The sequence below is a fragment of the Photobacterium sp. HL06 genome, from assembly GCF_059552575.1.
Genome location: NZ_CM183914.1, coordinates 258,600 through 275,496, shown reverse-complemented (window position 1 = coordinate 275,496; position 16,897 = coordinate 258,600). Strand labels below are relative to the sequence as shown.

Below are 16,897 nucleotides of genomic sequence, written 5' to 3'. Positions count from 1 at the left end.
CTCGTTCCTTGCAACTAAGCAAGCAGGACTATTGGCAGTTCAGCCTGAGCCACTATGCTCGGGCTGGCGTCCAACCAGCCTGTTTGGCTCTGCAGAATGATTACCAGGGCAACGTGAATCTTGCCCTATTGCTGCATTGGCTGGATACGCAGCATATCAGCCTGGCTGATCCAAAGATCAATGCACTAGTTACCGGGCTCAGATCTAGCGATACCCGGTTGCAGCAATATCGCACTATGCGTAAGCAGTTAAAACCACAGCTGGATCAAGCCGGGTACCAACAGCTATTGGCTTTCGAACTGGAGCTGGAAAAAAGCCAGCAGCATGATCTGATCGAACAGCTCAATCACTTCACATACCCTAGCCCCGAGCCAGCTACAAATGGCAACCTTGCCCGTTATTGCCAACAGCTCGGTGCATCAACACTCTTGCCCCAGCTTCAAGCCCTGCCATAACAGGCACTACCAGATCATCACCACGCAGCCAGCCGTCAGCGTTCCCATTACCGAATTAAACACCCTGCGAGCTTTGGCACTATGCAACCAGCGGCCAATCAAGGTGCCAAAGCTAGCCCATATTGAAACACTCGGAAAACACACCACAAAAAAGATCCCGGCAACGAGCGCCGCAGATTGCCAATATAGTTCCCCCGCAACCGTGAAGGTACTGATTGCCGTCACCGACATCATCCATGCTTTCGGATTCACATACTGGAACATTGCCGCAGCCCAAAACGTCATTGGCCGACTGTTTTGTTGATCGGTGCGGATAGCAGAGCTGGCCGAGGCGATCTTCCAGGCCAAATACAACAGGTAAGCACTGCCGACCCAACGCAGCAGCTCATGCAGGAATGGAAAACGGGTGAACATGACCCCGAGTCCTGCCGCCACCAGCACAATCATAGAGACCAGGCCCGTGCCAATCCCCATCATATGGGGCAATGTCCGCCAGTAACCAAAATTGGCCCCCGATGCCGTCACCATCAAATTATTCGGCCCCGGCGTCCCTGTCATGGTTGCCGCAAACGCAGCCAATGAAATGATAAATTGCCATTCCCACATTGTTCTCAAACGCCTCCCTATCAAATTGTATCGGTACAATTGGCGATTCACATTGATCAAGCCTGCTAAATCGTACAAAATGAACCCTAACAGCAGGATTTATCCAGATCAAAAGGTTTATTGTCACCATGACAATCATGAACATTGTACTGACACCTTCAACCGACACTCACAAAGGTGAACCACTTTACCGCCAGATCGCCGATGCCATTGAGCAACATATCGCATCGGGAAAACTGCCAGCCGGGCACAAGCTGCCGACCCATCGCGCCCTGGCGGACCAACTCAAGGTGACTGTCGGTACTGTTACCCGGGCCTATGCCGAGGCTGAGCGGCGGGAGCTGGTAGAAGCGCGAGTCGGAGCCGGGACTTTTGTCTGCCAGCACGATACTCCTAGCTGGGTATATAACTACTCCGCCCAGGAAGAGGAAACCTGTAACCTTGGCCACAATATCCCACCCTGTATTGATCGCGCGGAGATGCTGAAGCAGGCAATGGCCAGCTTGTCCCGTCATCCTGAGCAGCTCAACCAGATGATGCTATACCATGATCCGCAAGGGCTGGGTACGCACCGCCAGGTGATTGCTCGCTGGCTGCAAGGCAAAGGCCTCGATATTGATCCTGATCGCATGCACTTCACCTCAGGGGGGCAGCATGCCGCCCAGCTGATCCTGTCTGCATTTTGTCGCCAGGGTGATACCCTGCTGGTTGAACAAGTCACCTACCCAGGGTTTCTCAGCCTCGCCAGGCAGCAGCAAGTCAGTGTCAAGCCAGTTGAACTTGACCATGAAGGGATCATACCGGCCAGCCTTGAAGCCGCCTGCCGCCAGTACCAGCCGCGGATGCTCTACTGCACCCCGACACTACAGAACCCAACCACAGCCACCATGAGCGAGCAGCGCCGTGAGGAGATCCTGGCTATCTGCCGCCAGCATCAAGTGTTACTGGTTGAAGATGATGTCAATGGCCTGCTGCCGCAGCAACGCCCGGCGCCCATGCTCAACCTCGCCCCAGAGCAGGTGATCCACATTGGCGGGCTGTCAAAATGCCTGGCACCGGGATTACGGCTGGGTTATATCCAAGTCCCGCAAAAGCTTCAGCAGCGGCTCAATACCGCCCTGCACAATCACAGCCTGATGATCAGCCCGCTACTCACAGGATTGGCCTGTGAGCTGATCCAAAAAGGCGATGCCGATCGGGTGCTGCAGCAAATACACCATGATATCGCCCAGCGCCAACAGCTAGTCACCCGGCATTTGGGCCGCTTTGCAGTCCAGCACACGACAGGCAGCTTTCATGTCTGGCTGACACTACCAGACTATTGGCGCCTCAGCGATTTCGTCAAGGCAGCAGAGCAACATGGGGTGATTATCAAGTCGGCTGAAATGTTTACCCCACCAGGCGCAACCATTCCCCCGGCAGTCCGGCTGGCCATTAGCGCACCTTTTACCCACCAGAAGCTGGAACAGGGCTTGCAAATATTGGCAGAGCTGCTAGAAAAAGATCCGATGAACGACTTTCCCCTGTAGCCAGAAGGAATAGCTGCCGATGATGCCTTTTGAGCCCGCAAGCGGGCTACGTAACGCTCACTTACAAACTTTGCTGCCACGCTTTCTTCGCCGCAAGCCTCTGTTTACGCCGATAGAACAACGGATTGAAACACCGGATGGTGATTTTCTGGATTTAGCCTGGACAGCTCCTGCCGCGGAGCATCCGGCCAACCAACCCATTATGATCCTGTTTCACGGCCTTGAAGGCAGCTTCCACAGCCCTTATGCCAACGGATTACTACATGCAGCCAGCCTGCAGGGCTGGCTGGGTGTCATGATGCACTTTCGTGGCTGTAGCGGAGAAATAAACCGTCAGCCACGCGGCTACCATTCAGGTGAAACCTCAGATGCGGCTTTTTTCATTGACTGGCTACGTAGGCAGTATCCTGACACTCCGTTTTTTGCCGTCGGGGTATCGCTCGGTGGCAATATGCTGGTTAACTATCTGGCTGAAAAGGGAGTATGTTCAGAGCTTGAAGCGGCACAGGTGATATCCCCGCCATTAAACCTCGCCTCATGCTCGGATCGGATCCAGCAAGGGTTTTCTAGGGTCTACCAGCAATACCTGTTAGGCTCGATGAAAAGAAACCTCAGCCTTAAAATTGATGCTCTGCCAGATGAAATGCCTCTGCCAGCACAGCAGGTACAGCAAATCAGCTCGCTGTGGCAGTTTGACGAGCAGGTAACAGCTCCTCTGCATGGCTTCAAGGATGCCGCCGACTATTACCAGCGCTGCAGCGGCATTGGGAAACTTCAGCAGGTCAAAGCCCGGCTGCGGATCATTCATGCCGCCGACGACCCGTTTATGACCTCAGCCGTGATCCCGACCCAGCCTCTGCCTGATAATATCGACTATCACCTGAGTCCCTTTGGTGGCCATGTCGGTTTTGTCTCCGGCTCGTGGCGCAATCCGCGTTTTTGGCTGGAAGAGACGGTACCGGAGTGGTTTGAAAAAGTTGCCAGAGACTAGCGCAGAGTCGTAGAAAGAAAGCTTGAACCCTATGATCCTATGGTCCTATGGTCCTATGGTCCTATGGTCCTATGGTCCTATGGTCCTATGGTCCTATGGTCCTATGGTCCTATGGTCCTATGGTCCTATGGTCCTATGGTCCTATGGTCCTATGGTCCTATGGTCCTATGGTCCTATGGTCCTATGGTCCTATGGTCCTATGGTCCTACAGGCACACTTTACGATCTAAAATTGAGGCTCAAACATTTTTCTTTTCGCTCCACCAGAACCTAGTTACTCGAAACTGTTTATCCATAGAGCCTCAGGGCCATAGAACCGCTCTACAATTTACTAAATTAACAATATAATCAGCCCATCTCCCACAACATTAGAAACCCGCTATGATTATTCCCTGGCAAGATATTGACCCAGAGACCCTGACAAACCTGATTGAACACTTTGTCCTGCGAGAAGGCACCGACTATGGTGAGAGCGAGCTGACGATGGAGCAAAAAGTGCAGCATGTCCGCCAGCAGCTTGCATCCGGCGAGGCTGTGATCGTCTTTTCCGAACTCCATGAATCAGTCGACATCAAGCTACGCCACGAGATGAGATCCTGAATAAGCGCCTAAATAGATTCTTAGACAACGAGCGCTGCCAATAATTATGGATGACCATATTGGGCAGCGGTATCATTTTTGGCTTCTAAGCCCGGGTTCTGCTTGACCTTCCTCCCCTAGCCTGTTAATAACTCTTTCCGTTAATGTTAACGACAGGGTTTGTCATGTCTGCAAAACATCCGATTATTGCAGTAACAGGGTCTTCAGGTGCAGGTACGTCCACCACCTCTGAAGCTTTTCGTAAAATGTTCAATATGATGAGCATTAATGCCGCCTGGCTGGAAGGGGACAGCTTTCATCGCTTTACCCGCCCGGAGATGGATGTCGAGATCCGCAAGGCCAAAGAACAAGGCCGGCACATTAGCTACTTTGGTCCCCAGGCTAATGACTTTCCGTTACTGGAAACGTTTTTCCGTCAATATGGTGATGATGGCAGTGGTAAGTTCCGCCGTTACCTTCATACATTTGACGAGGCCGTCCCTTACAACCAGATGCCCGGCTCTTTTACCCCATGGCAGGAGCTGCCGGAAAATACCGATGTGTTATTTTACGAAGGCCTGCATGGCGGTGTCGTCGACGGTGAGACCAATGTCGCCCAGCATGTCGATTTGCTTATCGGCATGGTACCGATTGTGAACTTAGAGTGGATCCAGAAAATCGTCCGGGACACCCGTGATCGTGGCCACTCCCGCGAAGCCGTAATGGAATCAATCGTCCGCTCGATGGACGACTACCTCAATTACATTACCCCGCAGTTCTCACGCACCCATATCAACTTCCAGCGGGTGCCGACGGTTGATACTTCAAACCCTCTCAGCGCCAAGGCCATTCCCAGCCTGGATGAAAGCTTTGTAGTGATCCGTTTTCGCGGGATAAAGAACGTCGACTTTCCTTATCTTCTATCGATGATCCAGGGATCCTTTATGTCGCGCCACAATACTCTGGTCGTGCCGGGCGGCAAAATGAGCTTTGCGATGGAGCTGATCATGCGACCACTGCTCCAGCAGCTGATCGAGACGGGGAAGATTGGGTAAAGCAAAGCGGGAAGCGGGAAGCGGGAAGCGGGAAGCGGGAAGCGGGAAGCGGGAAGCGGGAAGCGGGAAGCGGGAAGCGGGAAGCGGGAAGCGGGAAGCGGGAAGCGGCGCAGATTGTAGAAACCAAAAAGCGAGCGTCAACAAACTCTCGCTTTTTAATTTTCAGAAAATAATAGCTTGGAGAGCGATTTTATCCGCTTACGCTTCACGGAAAGTGTCACCTGACGACGCCAAGGCAAGCCTTCTCCACGCGTCTCGAAGCGAAGCGCCCTCGCCTCTTACACGAAGTGTAATACGCTTCCCGAAGTCATTACGCAGTGATAACTTCGTAAGAGTGCGTCATCTCCACCCCTTCACCCAACATCAGGCAGACCGAACAGTACTTCTGCAGCGAATCCGCAACCACTTTTGCCACCAGGGCGTCATCAAGCTCATGGCCCGTGACCACAAAATGAATATTGGCCGAGGTGAAAATTCGCGGAGCCTGCTCGCGGCGCTCGGAAGAAATTTGGGCTTCACAGGCTGTGATCTTCTGTCCGGCAGATTTTAATCCATCGACAACATCCACAGAGCTGCAACCTCCCGCCGCCATCAGTACCATTTCCATCGGGCTAGGTGCTTTCTCCCCCCCATTACCGTCCATGACGACGCTGTGGCCAGAATTTGACTGGCCTAGAAAAGTCATCTCTTCGACCCATTTCACTCGTGATTGCATAGCTTTCTCCTTACTTCAAACAGGGGGATTTGGCACTAACTCACAACTGTGTGATCATGTGCACACTTATGACTACAAAATGCCTATTTCAGATAGATCAATATCAAGAAATACGCGCCGAAAACAGATAAACTCTGAACTAATTATTCACGTGAGCTTGCAGCCCAGCGGCTGACTGAATATCCTAGACGGCGAACAATTCTATTGTTAGGCCCAGCCTCAAATTATAGGGATGTCGTTGTTGGGCAACAAACGCAGAGGAAGTTAGTAATATGGTTCCAGGTAAACCTCAAACAGATCCAACTCTAGAGTGGTTTCTTTCCCATTGCCACATTCATAAATACCCTTCAAAGAGTACTTTGATTCATGCGGGTGAGAAAGCAGAAACTCTCTACTACATCGTCAAAGGTTCTGTTGCCGTATTGATCAAGGATGAAGAAGGCAAGGAAATGATCCTGTCTTACCTTAACCAAGGTGACTTCATCGGTGAACTAGGCCTGTTCGAAGAAGGTCAGGAGCGTACAGCTTGGGTTCGCGCGAAAACACCTTGTGAAGTCGCTGAGATTTCATTCAAGAAATTCCGCCAGCTGATTCAGGTAAATCCTGACATCCTGATGCGCCTTTCAGCTCAGATGGCTAGTCGTCTACAAGTGACAAGCCAGAAAGTCGGTGACCTAGCATTTTTGGATGTAACAGGCCGTATCGCACAGACACTGCTGAACCTTGCGAAGCAGCCTGATGCGATGACTCACCCTGACGGTATGCAGATTAAGATCACTCGCCAGGAAATTGGCCAGATTGTTGGCTGTTCACGTGAAACAGTCGGTCGTATCCTGAAGATGCTGGAAGAGCAGAATCTAATTTCAGCTCACGGTAAGACTATCGTCGTATACGGTACTCGCTAAACCTCTAGCTCAGTGAGCTAAAATGATAAAAAGCCGCATTATGCGGCTTTTTTTGTATTCGCCATCATACCCGGCAGACATAATTACAGCGGCCTTAAACATAAATTGCAGCCACGGTCACGATAGTCCCCTTGCACTCCTCCTCATTAATGCTACATTGTGCATATGAATTGTATTCACCTCGCGGTCTGATCCAACGGTTGAGGAAATGGTATCAGATACGAACGGGATAACATGGAATGTAATGATATGGATATCGAACGCTTTGCACCCAACGCCGGCACGACGCCACCAGCCGTAATACATACCCTACCTACGACTGTCGAGCTTACCGGTTTCAGTGATCAGCGCCACTACCTGGAGCAGCAAACATCATTTGACCCATCAAACCGCCACCAGGATCATGATACCTCCTGGGTGCCACCGCTTGATAGCCAGCACTAATACCGACCTAAAAAAATATCCACGGTAACCAGTCGCTACCGTGGATATAGGGATCTTATGTAGATATTGGATTATTGATTGGTACTTTCAAAAATCTTATCGGCCGAGGCCTCAACAAAACCCCGGTAGAGCTCTCCATCCGCCATTGGATAGCGTTTGGCAAACTCATAGAAGCCACCTGGGATTTCCCGTACGCCATCAGTGAAGTTTACCGATACCCGATCAGCCATGGTTGAAGATTGCTCCAACATTACTTCAGGGCTACCTTTCACTTCTCCGCCCGACTCGTTGATTAAAAAGCCATTATGGCGCAGCAGATGGTTCACTTCGTGAATTTCGGTAAACTGCTCCAGCTGATTAATGCTAACCGTGAAATGATTAGCACCAAATCCATGAGCCGCCAGCCATCCGGCATATTCGCTTTCTGCCGCCAGGAGTTCATAGGTGGCAAAATCCAGATCCCATAGCCGCCCACCGTACAGAAAAGCGGGATCGTGCATCGCCGCTTCCGGTACCTGGTTCACCAAATCGCGTACCGTCTGCTGCAGCAATGACGAGAATTGCCCTACCATTAACTCACTGATAAACACCTTCGGTGCCAGTGGGTTAGGGTGCTCAAAATGCTCGGCATAAAGCTTCTTCGCCTCGAAGTGATATTTGCCACAAGGTTTATAGCCAATAGCAATAAACGGTGCGGCCAGGCGATCGAGCCCGACCTGGGGTAAATTAAATGTCCGCAGGGCGATATGGTCATTGAGCAGGGGCTCGCCTTCCTCCAGCAGATCATGCACCTGAGCCGCTGATGGACATAGTCGCTGGGTATAATCTTGCCACAGCGCGTTAAACAGTTGTTCGACCCTTTCCATGATGATGCAATCCCCTTATTGATAGATAAATAGCAACATTCAGTACTTACAGCGTGATGCCCGGTGACAGCTGTGCCGGTAACTCAGTTTGCTCACCTTCCATCGATGCCATTGGATAAGCGCAATAGTCAGCGGCATAGTACGCACTCGGTCGTAGGTTACCGGACGCTCCTGGCCCACCAAACGGTGCATCACCACTCGCACCTGTCAACTGACGGTTACGATTCACGATGCCGGCACGGATATGGTCAATAAAGTACTGCCACTCCTCATCACTGGTCGATACCAGGCCTGCAGACAAACCATACCGGGTGTCATTGGCCAGCGTCACCGCCTGCTCCAGATCCTGGTAGCGAACCACCTGCAGCAGCGGACCAAAATATTCTTCATCTGGAAGCTCTGCAATCTGGCTCACTTCAATTATAGCCGGGGTTACAATCGCCCCCTGGCCACGCTTGGCTTCAAGCAGCAGCTCGCCCCCAAAGCTTACCAGGTTGGCTTGTGCACGGATGATGCCATCCGCCGCCGCTTCAGATATTTGCGGCCCCATAAATGGCTGAGGCTCGGCAAACGGCCCATCAATATTGAGCTGTGCCGTGGCTGCTACCAAGCGCTTAAGCAGTTCGTCACCTTTTTCACCTTGCGGCAGGTACAGGCGGCGGGCACAGGTACAACGCTGGCCGGCACTGATAAAGGCCGACTGAATAATAGTGTAGACAGTTGCTTCCAGCTCGCCATAGTCATTTGAGATCACCATCGGGTTGTTGCCGCCCATCTCAAGTGCCAGCATCTTGCCTGGTTGTCCAGCAAACTGACGGTGTAGGATATGGCCAGTATTGGCACTGCCGGTAAACAACAGGCCATCAATGCCGGTGGAGCCTGCCAATGCCTCGCCCGTAGAACGCGCACCCTGCACCAGGTTAATCACCCCGTCAGGCAAGCCAGCCTGCTGCCACAGTTTCATGGTTTCTTCGGCAATCTTCGGCGTCAGCTCAGACGGTTTGAATACCACCGTATTCCCCGCTAGAAGCGCAGGCACAATATGGCCATTTGGCAGGTGGCCCGGGAAGTTATAAGGGCCGAAAACCGCCATGACACCCAGCGGACGGTGACGCAATACCGCCTGGCTCCCTGCAACTTCTTTCTGCTTATTGCCGGTACGCTCGTTATAGGCACGCAACGAGATTGCAATTTTACCCACCATCGCCCCTGCTTCCGTTCGGGTTTCCCACAACGGCTTACCGGTTTCTTCAGCGATAGTGTGCGCGATATGTTCACTGTTTTCTTTTACCAGCTCGGCAAAACGCTCAACGATGGCCTGGCGCTCGCTAAGCGCAGTTTTACGCCAGCTCAGAAGTGCCTGACGGGCACTGGCGACCGCTTGCTCAACCTGTTCGGCAGTCGCACCTTGTCCCTGCCAGATCACCTCACCGCTAAAGGGGTTCAGTGACTGCATCGATTCGCCATTACCTGCCTGCCAGTTTCCCGCAATCCATTGTGTCATGATGTTCTCCCGTCCTGTTATTGCGCAATCAGGCGAACCTGATCACCGTTTTGTACCTGCAATGCTTCTGCCATGTCGGCGCTCATCAACGCCACTTCGTTCTCGCTATCAAGCGCTACCTTGCCGACGACGGCACGGAAGTTTTCAAACGAAGCGTTACCGATGATGCAATCTCTGCCATTGCCCGGCTCGCCAATCGCGACCGTACAGCGCTGTGAATGACGCACCGATTCAATATTGCGAATATCACACTCAACCGTTGGGCCAGCATCAAAAATATCGACATAACCGCGGCAGCTGAACCCTTCTTTTTCCAGCAGGCGCAGGGCCGGACGGGTCTTCTCATGGACCTCGCCAATTACCGCCTGGGCTTCCGGGCTCAGCAAATTGACATAAATCGGTAGCTTCGGCATCAGATCAGCAATGAAGCCCTTCTTGCCAATCCCGGTCAGGTAATCGGCCAGCGTAAAGTCAATCGAGAAGAAATGATCTTTGAGCCACTCCCAGAACGGTGAATGGCCTTCTTCATCGGAAACACCGCGCATTTCTGCGATCACGGTAGTATCAAAACGCTCCGGGTGTTCGGCCATCATCATAAAACGGCACTTCGACAGCAGGCGACCATTGAGCCCCTGACGCCACTCCGGACGCAAGAACAAGGTACACAGCTCACTTACACCCGTGTAGTCATTGCCGAATGTCAGCACTTTCACCACGTTGTGAACATCTAGGCGGCGGGATGAGTGAACAACAGTACTCAGATGATAGGTATAAAAGGGATTATCCAGCCCGATAGCGGCTTCTATTGCTGTTGTACCCGCAATCTCTCCAGTCTCGGTATCTTCTGCCACCATCAGGTAGCCTTCCGGCCCCGGCTTGGTAACGGCTTTGGCAAAGCTTTCAACCGAATGCTCAATCCTGTTGCGTAGGATCTCTTCATTGACCGGTAGTGAAGTAAAACCATGACCGGACTCTTCAGCGCATTGCATTAGCGCTGGTAAATCGGCTTCAGTAATAGGACGTATAACCAGCATCGAACTCCCTCCTGATGCAGGTAGCGGCAAGGACCGCTAACTAATCGTTTTCAAATAGTGTATTTATTGCCTTCGAATTTTCAGAAAAACAGGCAAGTGCAGCGACCAGGCTCCTGCCAGTCGCTGCAAGACTTAGATAGGCTTTACTGGTGAAGCTTGGCAATCGCACGCTCAAGACGCGCCATACCTTCATCGATATCGGCCTTGTCGATCACCAGTGATGGCGTAAAGCGCACCACGTTGGCTCCCGCTACCAAGACCATCAGGCCTTCTTCGCCAGCGGCAAGCAGGATGTCACGGGCACGCCCCTGCCACTCATTGTTCAGAGCCGCGCCAAGCAGCAAGCCTTTGCCGCGTACTTCGTCAAAAATTGGGTATTTGGCATTGATACGATCTAGTGCCTCACGGAACCACTGCTCACGTTGTTTAACGCCAGCCAGCACTTCCGGCTTGGTCACTTCATCCACCACCGCTTCTGCTACAGCACAAGCCAGCGGGTTACCGCCATAGGTAGAACCGTGCGTGCCCACTTTCAAGTGAGTCGCCAGCTCTGAGGTGGTTAGCATGGCACCAATCGGGAAACCGCCGCCCAGCGACTTCGCGGTGCTGAGGATATCCGGGGTTACGCCCAGCCCCTGGTAGGCATAGAAATCACCCGTACGGCCATTACCGGTCTGGACTTCATCAAAGATCAGCAGTGCGTTGTGCTTATCGCATAGCTCGCGTACGCCCTGGATAAATTCCTGGGTCGGTGAAATGATCCCGCCCTCGCCCTGCAACGGCTCCATCATCACCGCACAAGTACGCTCTGACATATGCTCAGCCAGCTTCGATAAGTCGTTGTATACCAGGTGGGTCACATCACCCGGTTTCGGGCCGAAGCCATCGGAGTAGGCCGCCTGGCCACCCACGGTTACCGTGAAGAAAGTTCGGCCATGGAAGCCCTGCTGGAATGAGATGATCTCGGATTTTTCCGGGCCAAATTTATCAGCCGCGTAACGGCGGGCCAGTTTCAGGGCCGCCTCGTTAGCCTCGGCACCAGAGTTAGCAAAGAACACCTTCTCGGCAAAACTGTGTTCGGTCAGTTTTTTCGCCAGGCGCAGCGCCGGTTCATTGGTCATGACATTGCTCAAATGCCACAGCTTGTCGGCCTGCTCCTTGAGCGCATTGACCATAACTGGATGGCAATGTCCCAGGCAGTTCACTGCGATACCACCGGCAAAATCAATATATTCCCGGTCGTCCTGGTCCCATACACGCGCACCCTGGCCTTTCACCGGTACGATCTGCATTGGGGAGTAACAAGGTACCATTACCTCATCAAACAACTGACGTCCTACTTTGTGCTCCATTGCCATCATCCTTTCCTTCTGTGTATTGCGTCTTAAGCATAGTATTTACATTTTATTAACCAATTCCAATAGCAGAATATTTTTTTTATGCTTTATTTGGGTTGGCTAACTCTCTGTTGAATACATATTTATGCGGGTTTGAGGGGGATTTATTAACAGCACATTGGATAAAAGTGTTTTTCCGCATAGGAAATAAAGGCAGGCAGCCACTCAGCAAGTGCATAAGATTGCTGATAGGGGTTTCGAAAAAACGATAAATAAATGTTAAGAAAGGTGATAAGGATCGCGGAAATAAGACAGTTTGCAGGGTTAGCCTCTTCGGTAAACAGAGAAAACCCCGCAACATGATGAGTAGAGGAATGACTACGTTAGGACATTATGCAGCATAAAATCCTGCTGCAATCCTTTTCCACTGCATCAGCGACGAAGAAAGTTAGCCAGCAACTGGTGACCCTGCTCGGTCAGAATGCTTTCAGGGTGAAATTGCACCCCCTCGATAGGCAACCTCTTATGGGCAATCCCCATGATTTCATCAAACTTGCCATCACGCTCGGTCCAGGCGGTCACATCAAAGCAGTCAGGCAGCGTATCTGCCTGTACCACCAGCGAATGGTAACGAGTCACCGTCAGCGGATTATTCAGCGCAGCAAAAACACTGCGGTCAGTGTGGACCACTGGCGAGGTCTTGCCATGCATCACCTGGCGGGCCCGCACCACTTTTGCGCCAAACACTTGGGCAATCGACTGGTGGCCAAGGCAAACACCCAAAATAGGCAGCTTACCGGCAAAGTGTTCGATCGCCTGTAGCGAAATACCGGCTTCATTGGGGGTGCATGGTCCTGGCGAGATCACCAAATGGGAAGGGGACAAAACTTCAATGCCTGCTATATCAATCTCGTCATTACGCACGACTTTCACTTCGGCGCCCAGCTCACAAAAGTATTGATACAGGTTGTAAGTGAAAGAATCATAATTGTCGATAATCAGCAGCATTGATACATCAGCTCCAGGGTGATTTGGCGATCTATTTTGCTATAGGAAATGAGAAAGGCAAGCGATGATTAGTCAGTTTGGTATTAAAAAACCGGCCAGATGGCCGGTTTCGAGTAAGATTCTAACGTAATACTGATTACGGGCGAGGCACAAAACCGACGGCATCGTAGACTTTCGCCAGGACGGTTGCTGCGCGTGCTGATGCTTTCTCTGCACCCGTCTTCATTACCTGATCCAGGAATGCACGGTCTTCACGGTACTCTTTGTAACGCGCCTGAAGTGGGTCAAGCATCGCCACTACCGCTTCGGCTGTGTCTTTCTTCAGGTGGCCATACATCTTGTCAGCGTATTCATTTTGGATCTCTTCCAGGCTTTTGCCTGTTACACCTGACATGATACCCATCAAGTTAGATACGCCCGGCTTGGTTTCGATATCGAATACAACACGTGGCGGCTCGTCTGAGTCTGTCACTGCACGTTTGATCTTCTTGGTGATCACCTTAGGATCTTCCAGCAGACCAATTACGTTGTTACGATTGTCATCCGATTTTGACATCTTCTTCAACGGATCCTGCAGGCTCATCACACGCGCACCCACTGGTGGGATGTACGGTTCTGGTACCTGGAAAATGGTTTTGTCATCAGTACCGTAAAGATTATTAAAGCGCGTAGCGATATCACGAGCGAGTTCTAGGTGCTGCTTCTGATCGTGCCCCACAGGTACCTGGTTCGCGCCATAAAGCAGAATGTCTGCCGCCATCAATACCGGGTAGCTAAACAGACCGGCATTAATGTTATCCGCATTACGCTGAGACTTGTCTTTAAACTGCGTCATACGGTTTAGCTCACCCATCTGGGTATAGCAGTTCAGCACCCAGCCCAGCTGAGCATGCTCAGGAACGTGGGACTGAACAAACAAGGTGCTCTTCTCAGGGCTAACGCCCACAGCGAGGCAAAGTGCCAGTGCATCCAGGGTGGCTTCACGCAGTGCTGCCGGATCCTGACGGACTGTGATTGCATGAAGGTCAACCACACAGTACTGGCAATCGTAATCATCCTGCATCTGTTCCCACTGACGCAGCGCACCCATATAGTTACCAATACTTAATTCGCCAGAAGGCTGTACGCCACTTAATACAATGGGTTTACTCATGATGGGATTTTCCTATGTCACTAAAGATAAGCAGCGGCACGAGTGCCGCTGGCTAATATTCAAAACTTATTGCCAGGTAAACACGAACCTGACCGTACTAGCTGTCTAGTTTAACGACTTCTGCCAGTTGACTAAAGTGATCCAGTACAATATCCGGTTCACTGTCACTAATTGGCTGACCATAATTGTAACCATAGGTCAGTCCGACAACATAACATGTTGCTGCTTTTGCCGCCAAGATATCATTGCGGGAATCGCCCACCATCAGCATGTCAGTCGCGGCCAGGCAATGTTTTTCCATCAGCCAGTGCAGCGCATAGGGATCTGGCTTTCTAAGCGGGAACGTATCGCCGCCGATCACATCCACGAAATAGTCGCTGATACCGTGTTGCTCTAGCAAGTGCGGGACAAACTGGGCCGGCTTATTGGTCACGATGGCCATCGGTACACCTGCTTGGTGAAAGGCAGCAAGGGTTTCTTTTACGCCAGGGTAGAGTGTACTTTGCTGATGGCCGCCAGCATCGTAATAGCGGTCAAACAACTGGCGCGCTTCTTTGTGTAATGCCGGGTCCAGCTGTGGATCCACCTCAAGGCTACGGCTCAAAGCACGGCCAATCAGTACATCAGCACCGTTACCAATCCAGGTTGTCACCTGCTCAACCGACACTCCTGGGCGATCTAGGGCACGCATCGTCTTGTCTGCCGCTTCTGCTAGATCAGGAACGCTGTCAAGCAGCGTCCCGTCCAGATCAAAAGCAATAAACTTAATGCCTTTGAAGTGCGCCATTAACGCTCGACCTTGGCCAGCTCGGCACGCATTTCGTCAATAACCGCTTTGTAGTCAGGCTGGCTGAAAATCGCAGAGCCCGCCACAAACATATCTGCACCCGCTTCCGCAATTTCACGGATATTGTCAACCTTGACGCCGCCATCAATTTCCAGGCGAATGTCACGGCCAGAAGCCTCGATGCGCTTACGTACTTCACGTAGCTTGTCTAACGTGTTCGGAATGAAAGACTGACCACCGAAGCCAGGATTCACCGACATCAATAGGATCATGTCAATTTTGTCCATCACATAATCAAGGTGATGAAGCGGTGTTGCAGGGTTGAAGACTACACCCGCTTGGCAACCGTGCTCCTTGATCAGCTGCAAGGTACGATCCAGGTGCTCTGTTGCTTCAGCGTGGAAAGTAATCATGGTGGCACCCGCTTTAGCAAAATCCGGGATAATACGATCAACCGGTTTTACCATTAGGTGAACGTCAATCGGCGCTGTAATGCCGTAGTCACGTAATGCTTTACATATTGGCGCACCAAAAGTCAGGTTTGGCACATAGTGATTATCCATCACATCAAAATGAACCACATCTGCACCTGCAGCTAATACTTTCTCAACATCTTCACCAAGACGTGCGAAATCTGCAGATAGGATAGATGGAGCGATCAAAAAGTCCTTCATGTTCAGCCTCTATACGATACATACGATACGGTCGGTAAAATCGGCGCAATTCTACCCGATCCGATTAACGATGTCTTAACGGATCTCGTTCGGTTTTGTGACTATGCTTGAAAGACAAAGAAGGATGATTGTAAAACAGGGAAGAAAAACAGATGAAACAAGATGGAAAAGCACCACCCACCGTACAAAAAAAGAAAAGTAATATCGCACTTAGCGTTGCCGCCGCATTATTCGGTGTGCAGTCAGAGAGCAACCGTCAAATAGACTTTAAGCAGCGCAGCCCTCTGCCTTTTATTATTGGTGGGATCATTGCTATTGTGTTTTTTGTCGCAGTGTTAATTACGATAACCCTTTCGGTTACCGCAACACATTAACTTTCTGGCTGTGTATCTTTAGATGTAAACAAAGCCAAGAGCTCATCGACTTTATTGCGACCGCTGCCATTGCGACTGATGGTGCGTTTTACTTTCACTACGGATAACTCAGCCCCGTGATAAAGACGACGGGTTAAGGTGGTATCGTGGTTTGATATCAGCACTGGGATCTCTCGCTCTGTCGCCGCCTTCTCTGCCACATCAGCCAGTGCAGCCTGATCATCTAGGCTAAATCCATTCCCCGCATAAGAGGTAAAGTTCGCAGTAGTCGACAGGGGTGCATAGGGAGGATCACAGTAAATCACGCATCCCTTGCGGGCGCGGGAAAACGTCTGGTGATAGCCTTCACAAACAAAAGTGGCACGTTTGGCTTTTTCGGCAAAGAAGTACATCTCCTCTTCCGGGAAGTACGGTTTCTTATAGGAGCCAAATGGGACATTGAACCCCCCTTTCTTGTTATAGCGGCACAGGCCATTAAAGCCATGGCGGTTCATGTACAAGAAATACAGGGATCGCAAATAGGGATCATCGGTTTTGTTAAAGGCCTCGCGGATTTCCAGGTACGCCCCTTTCTGGTTGTACTCTGGTGTGAATAAGGCCTTAACGTCTTTGATGTACGTCTCAGGCTGTTCTTTCAGAAGATTATAAAGGTTAATCAGATCCGGGTTGATATCAGCCAGTAGGTATTGCTCAAAATCAGTGTTCAAGAATACAGATCCAGCCCCGACAAAAGGCTCGACCAACTTACGCGCAGGTGGCAGATGACGCTCGATTTCCTCGACCAGAGAGTACTTGCCTCCAGCCCACTTAAGGAATGCACGATGCTTTTTCATTCAGCTAACCACCACCAGAACCGATATTGCTACGAAAGGTGGCGGATTG

19 protein-coding genes are annotated in these 16,897 nt (G+C 51.3%); 8 read left to right on the top strand and 11 right to left on the bottom strand.

What is annotated here, in order from left to right; genetic code table 11:
• The first annotated feature begins 8 nt into the window (after positions 1-8).
• Complete coding sequence (locus AC51G0_RS01280) at positions 9-455, top strand: TIGR02444 family protein (RefSeq protein ID WP_496300373.1); 447 nt, start codon at positions 9-11, stop codon at positions 453-455.
• A 6-nt stretch (positions 456-461) separates the two neighbouring features.
• On the opposite strand, the gene AC51G0_RS01275 is transcribed toward AC51G0_RS01280, so the two are convergent.
• A complete protein-coding gene (locus tag AC51G0_RS01275; RefSeq protein ID WP_496300372.1) occupies positions 462-1,061 on the bottom strand; it encodes a LysE family translocator in 600 nt (199 codons plus the stop codon).
• A 128-nt stretch (positions 1,062-1,189) separates the two neighbouring features.
• Between AC51G0_RS01275 and AC51G0_RS01270 the strand changes: the two genes are divergently transcribed.
• The 4 genes from AC51G0_RS01270 (at position 1,190) to AC51G0_RS01255 (ending at position 5,214) form a co-directional block, all read left to right on the top strand.
• Positions 1,190-2,590, top strand: a complete 1,401-nt coding sequence (locus tag AC51G0_RS01270) for an aminotransferase-like domain-containing protein (RefSeq protein WP_496300371.1) — start codon at positions 1,190-1,192, stop codon at positions 2,588-2,590.
• Positions 2,591-2,609: 19 nt separating this feature from the next.
• On the top strand, positions 2,610-3,581 hold the full coding sequence (locus AC51G0_RS01265; protein WP_496300370.1) for a hydrolase: 972 nt from the start codon (positions 2,610-2,612) through the stop codon (positions 3,579-3,581).
• 380 nt (positions 3,582-3,961) lie between these two features.
• Entirely contained in the window at positions 3,962-4,180 is a 219-nt protein-coding gene (locus AC51G0_RS01260) for a YheU family protein (protein ID WP_496300369.1), read from the top strand.
• Positions 4,181-4,344: 164 nt separating this feature from the next.
• Positions 4,345-5,214, top strand: coding sequence for a phosphoribulokinase (locus AC51G0_RS01255; protein WP_496300368.1), 870 nt, complete (start codon positions 4,345-4,347; stop codon positions 5,212-5,214).
• A gap of 310 nt (positions 5,215-5,524) precedes the next feature.
• On the opposite strand, the gene AC51G0_RS01250 is transcribed toward AC51G0_RS01255, so the two are convergent.
• The gene (locus tag AC51G0_RS01250) at positions 5,525-5,929 is read right to left on the bottom strand and encodes an OsmC family protein (RefSeq protein WP_496300367.1); all 405 of its coding nucleotides are present in this window, start codon (positions 5,927-5,929) and stop codon (positions 5,525-5,527) included.
• A gap of 272 nt (positions 5,930-6,201) precedes the next feature.
• On the opposite strand from AC51G0_RS01250, the gene crp reads away from it, so the two are divergent.
• Positions 6,202-6,834, top strand: a complete 633-nt coding sequence (gene crp / locus AC51G0_RS01245) for a cAMP-activated global transcriptional regulator CRP (protein WP_036801200.1) — start codon at positions 6,202-6,204, stop codon at positions 6,832-6,834.
• 249 nt (positions 6,835-7,083) lie between these two features.
• Positions 7,084-7,278, top strand: a complete 195-nt coding sequence (locus AC51G0_RS01240; protein WP_496300366.1) for a hypothetical protein — start codon at positions 7,084-7,086, stop codon at positions 7,276-7,278.
• Positions 7,279-7,349: 71 nt separating this feature from the next.
• On the opposite strand, the gene AC51G0_RS01235 is transcribed toward AC51G0_RS01240, so the two are convergent.
• The 8 genes from AC51G0_RS01235 to rpe all read right to left on the bottom strand — a co-directional run bounded on the left by AC51G0_RS01235 (position 7,350) and on the right by rpe (position 15,641).
• Positions 7,350-8,144 carry a DUF1338 domain-containing protein gene (locus tag AC51G0_RS01235; protein WP_496300365.1) on the bottom strand — a complete coding sequence of 265 codons (795 nt, stop codon included), beginning with the start codon at positions 8,142-8,144 and terminating at the stop codon, positions 7,350-7,352.
• 46 nt (positions 8,145-8,190) lie between these two features.
• Complete coding sequence (gene astD / locus AC51G0_RS01230; RefSeq protein WP_496300364.1) at positions 8,191-9,648, bottom strand: succinylglutamate-semialdehyde dehydrogenase; 1,458 nt, start codon at positions 9,646-9,648, stop codon at positions 8,191-8,193.
• Positions 9,649-9,665: 17 nt separating this feature from the next.
• The gene (astA, locus tag AC51G0_RS01225; protein ID WP_496300363.1) at positions 9,666-10,682 is read right to left on the bottom strand and encodes an arginine N-succinyltransferase; all 1,017 of its coding nucleotides are present in this window, start codon (positions 10,680-10,682) and stop codon (positions 9,666-9,668) included.
• Between the two features lie 143 nt (positions 10,683-10,825).
• A complete protein-coding gene (locus AC51G0_RS01220) occupies positions 10,826-12,040 on the bottom strand; it encodes an aspartate aminotransferase family protein (protein ID WP_496301833.1) in 1,215 nt (404 codons plus the stop codon).
• A 411-nt stretch (positions 12,041-12,451) separates the two neighbouring features.
• Complete coding sequence (locus AC51G0_RS01215; RefSeq protein WP_496300362.1) at positions 12,452-13,027, bottom strand: aminodeoxychorismate/anthranilate synthase component II; 576 nt, start codon at positions 13,025-13,027, stop codon at positions 12,452-12,454.
• A gap of 136 nt (positions 13,028-13,163) precedes the next feature.
• Entirely contained in the window at positions 13,164-14,180 is a 1,017-nt protein-coding gene (trpS, locus tag AC51G0_RS01210) for a tryptophan--tRNA ligase (protein ID WP_496300361.1), read from the bottom strand.
• Positions 14,181-14,277: 97 nt separating this feature from the next.
• Positions 14,278-14,967, bottom strand: a complete 690-nt coding sequence (locus AC51G0_RS01205; RefSeq protein ID WP_496300360.1) for a phosphoglycolate phosphatase — start codon at positions 14,965-14,967, stop codon at positions 14,278-14,280.
• Entirely contained in the window at positions 14,967-15,641 is a 675-nt protein-coding gene (gene rpe, locus AC51G0_RS01200; protein ID WP_496300359.1) for a ribulose-phosphate 3-epimerase, read from the bottom strand. Before rpe ends, AC51G0_RS01205 begins: the two co-directional genes overlap by 1 nt.
• A gap of 152 nt (positions 15,642-15,793) precedes the next feature.
• Here rpe and AC51G0_RS01195 point away from each other — a divergent pair, with 152 nt between their 5' ends.
• On the top strand, positions 15,794-16,015 hold the full coding sequence (locus AC51G0_RS01195) for a DUF2970 domain-containing protein (RefSeq protein WP_496300358.1): 222 nt from the start codon (positions 15,794-15,796) through the stop codon (positions 16,013-16,015).
• Here the strand turns inward: AC51G0_RS01195 and AC51G0_RS01190 are convergent.
• Entirely contained in the window at positions 16,012-16,848 is an 837-nt protein-coding gene (locus tag AC51G0_RS01190; protein ID WP_496300357.1) for a Dam family site-specific DNA-(adenine-N6)-methyltransferase, read from the bottom strand. The two genes, AC51G0_RS01195 and AC51G0_RS01190, sit on opposite strands and share 4 nt — an antisense overlap.
• Between the last annotated feature and the right edge of the window lie 49 nt (positions 16,849-16,897).

Bases quoted from the DNA above. Each gene is read 5' to 3' on its own strand.
- AC51G0_RS01275 (WP_496300372.1), bottom strand. From the start codon at position 1,061: ATGTGGGAATGGCAATTTATCATTTCATTGGCTGCGTTTGCGGCAACC.
- AC51G0_RS01270 (WP_496300371.1), top strand. From the start codon at position 1,190: ATGACAATCATGAACATTGTACTGACACCTTCAACCGACACTCACAAA.
- AC51G0_RS01265 (WP_496300370.1), top strand. From the start codon at position 2,610: ATGATGCCTTTTGAGCCCGCAAGCGGGCTACGTAACGCTCACTTACAA.
- AC51G0_RS01260 (WP_496300369.1), top strand. From the start codon at position 3,962: ATGATTATTCCCTGGCAAGATATTGACCCAGAGACCCTGACAAACCTG.
- AC51G0_RS01255 (WP_496300368.1), top strand. From the start codon at position 4,345: ATGTCTGCAAAACATCCGATTATTGCAGTAACAGGGTCTTCAGGTGCA.
- AC51G0_RS01250 (WP_496300367.1), bottom strand. From the start codon at position 5,929: ATGCAATCACGAGTGAAATGGGTCGAAGAGATGACTTTTCTAGGCCAG.
- crp (WP_036801200.1), top strand. From the start codon at position 6,202: ATGGTTCCAGGTAAACCTCAAACAGATCCAACTCTAGAGTGGTTTCTT.
- AC51G0_RS01240 (WP_496300366.1), top strand. From the start codon at position 7,084: ATGGATATCGAACGCTTTGCACCCAACGCCGGCACGACGCCACCAGCC.
- AC51G0_RS01235 (WP_496300365.1), bottom strand. From the start codon at position 8,144: ATGGAAAGGGTCGAACAACTGTTTAACGCGCTGTGGCAAGATTATACC.
- astD (WP_496300364.1), bottom strand. From the start codon at position 9,648: ATGACACAATGGATTGCGGGAAACTGGCAGGCAGGTAATGGCGAATCG.
- astA (WP_496300363.1), bottom strand. From the start codon at position 10,682: ATGCTGGTTATACGTCCTATTACTGAAGCCGATTTACCAGCGCTAATG.
- AC51G0_RS01220 (WP_496301833.1), bottom strand. From the start codon at position 12,040: ATGGCAATGGAGCACAAAGTAGGACGTCAGTTGTTTGATGAGGTAATG.
- AC51G0_RS01215 (WP_496300362.1), bottom strand. From the start codon at position 13,027: ATGCTGCTGATTATCGACAATTATGATTCTTTCACTTACAACCTGTAT.
- trpS (WP_496300361.1), bottom strand. From the start codon at position 14,180: ATGAGTAAACCCATTGTATTAAGTGGCGTACAGCCTTCTGGCGAATTA.
- AC51G0_RS01205 (WP_496300360.1), bottom strand. From the start codon at position 14,967: ATGGCGCACTTCAAAGGCATTAAGTTTATTGCTTTTGATCTGGACGGG.
- rpe (WP_496300359.1), bottom strand. From the start codon at position 15,641: ATGAAGGACTTTTTGATCGCTCCATCTATCCTATCTGCAGATTTCGCA.
- AC51G0_RS01195 (WP_496300358.1), top strand. From the start codon at position 15,794: ATGAAACAAGATGGAAAAGCACCACCCACCGTACAAAAAAAGAAAAGT.
- AC51G0_RS01190 (WP_496300357.1), bottom strand. From the start codon at position 16,848: ATGAAAAAGCATCGTGCATTCCTTAAGTGGGCTGGAGGCAAGTACTCT.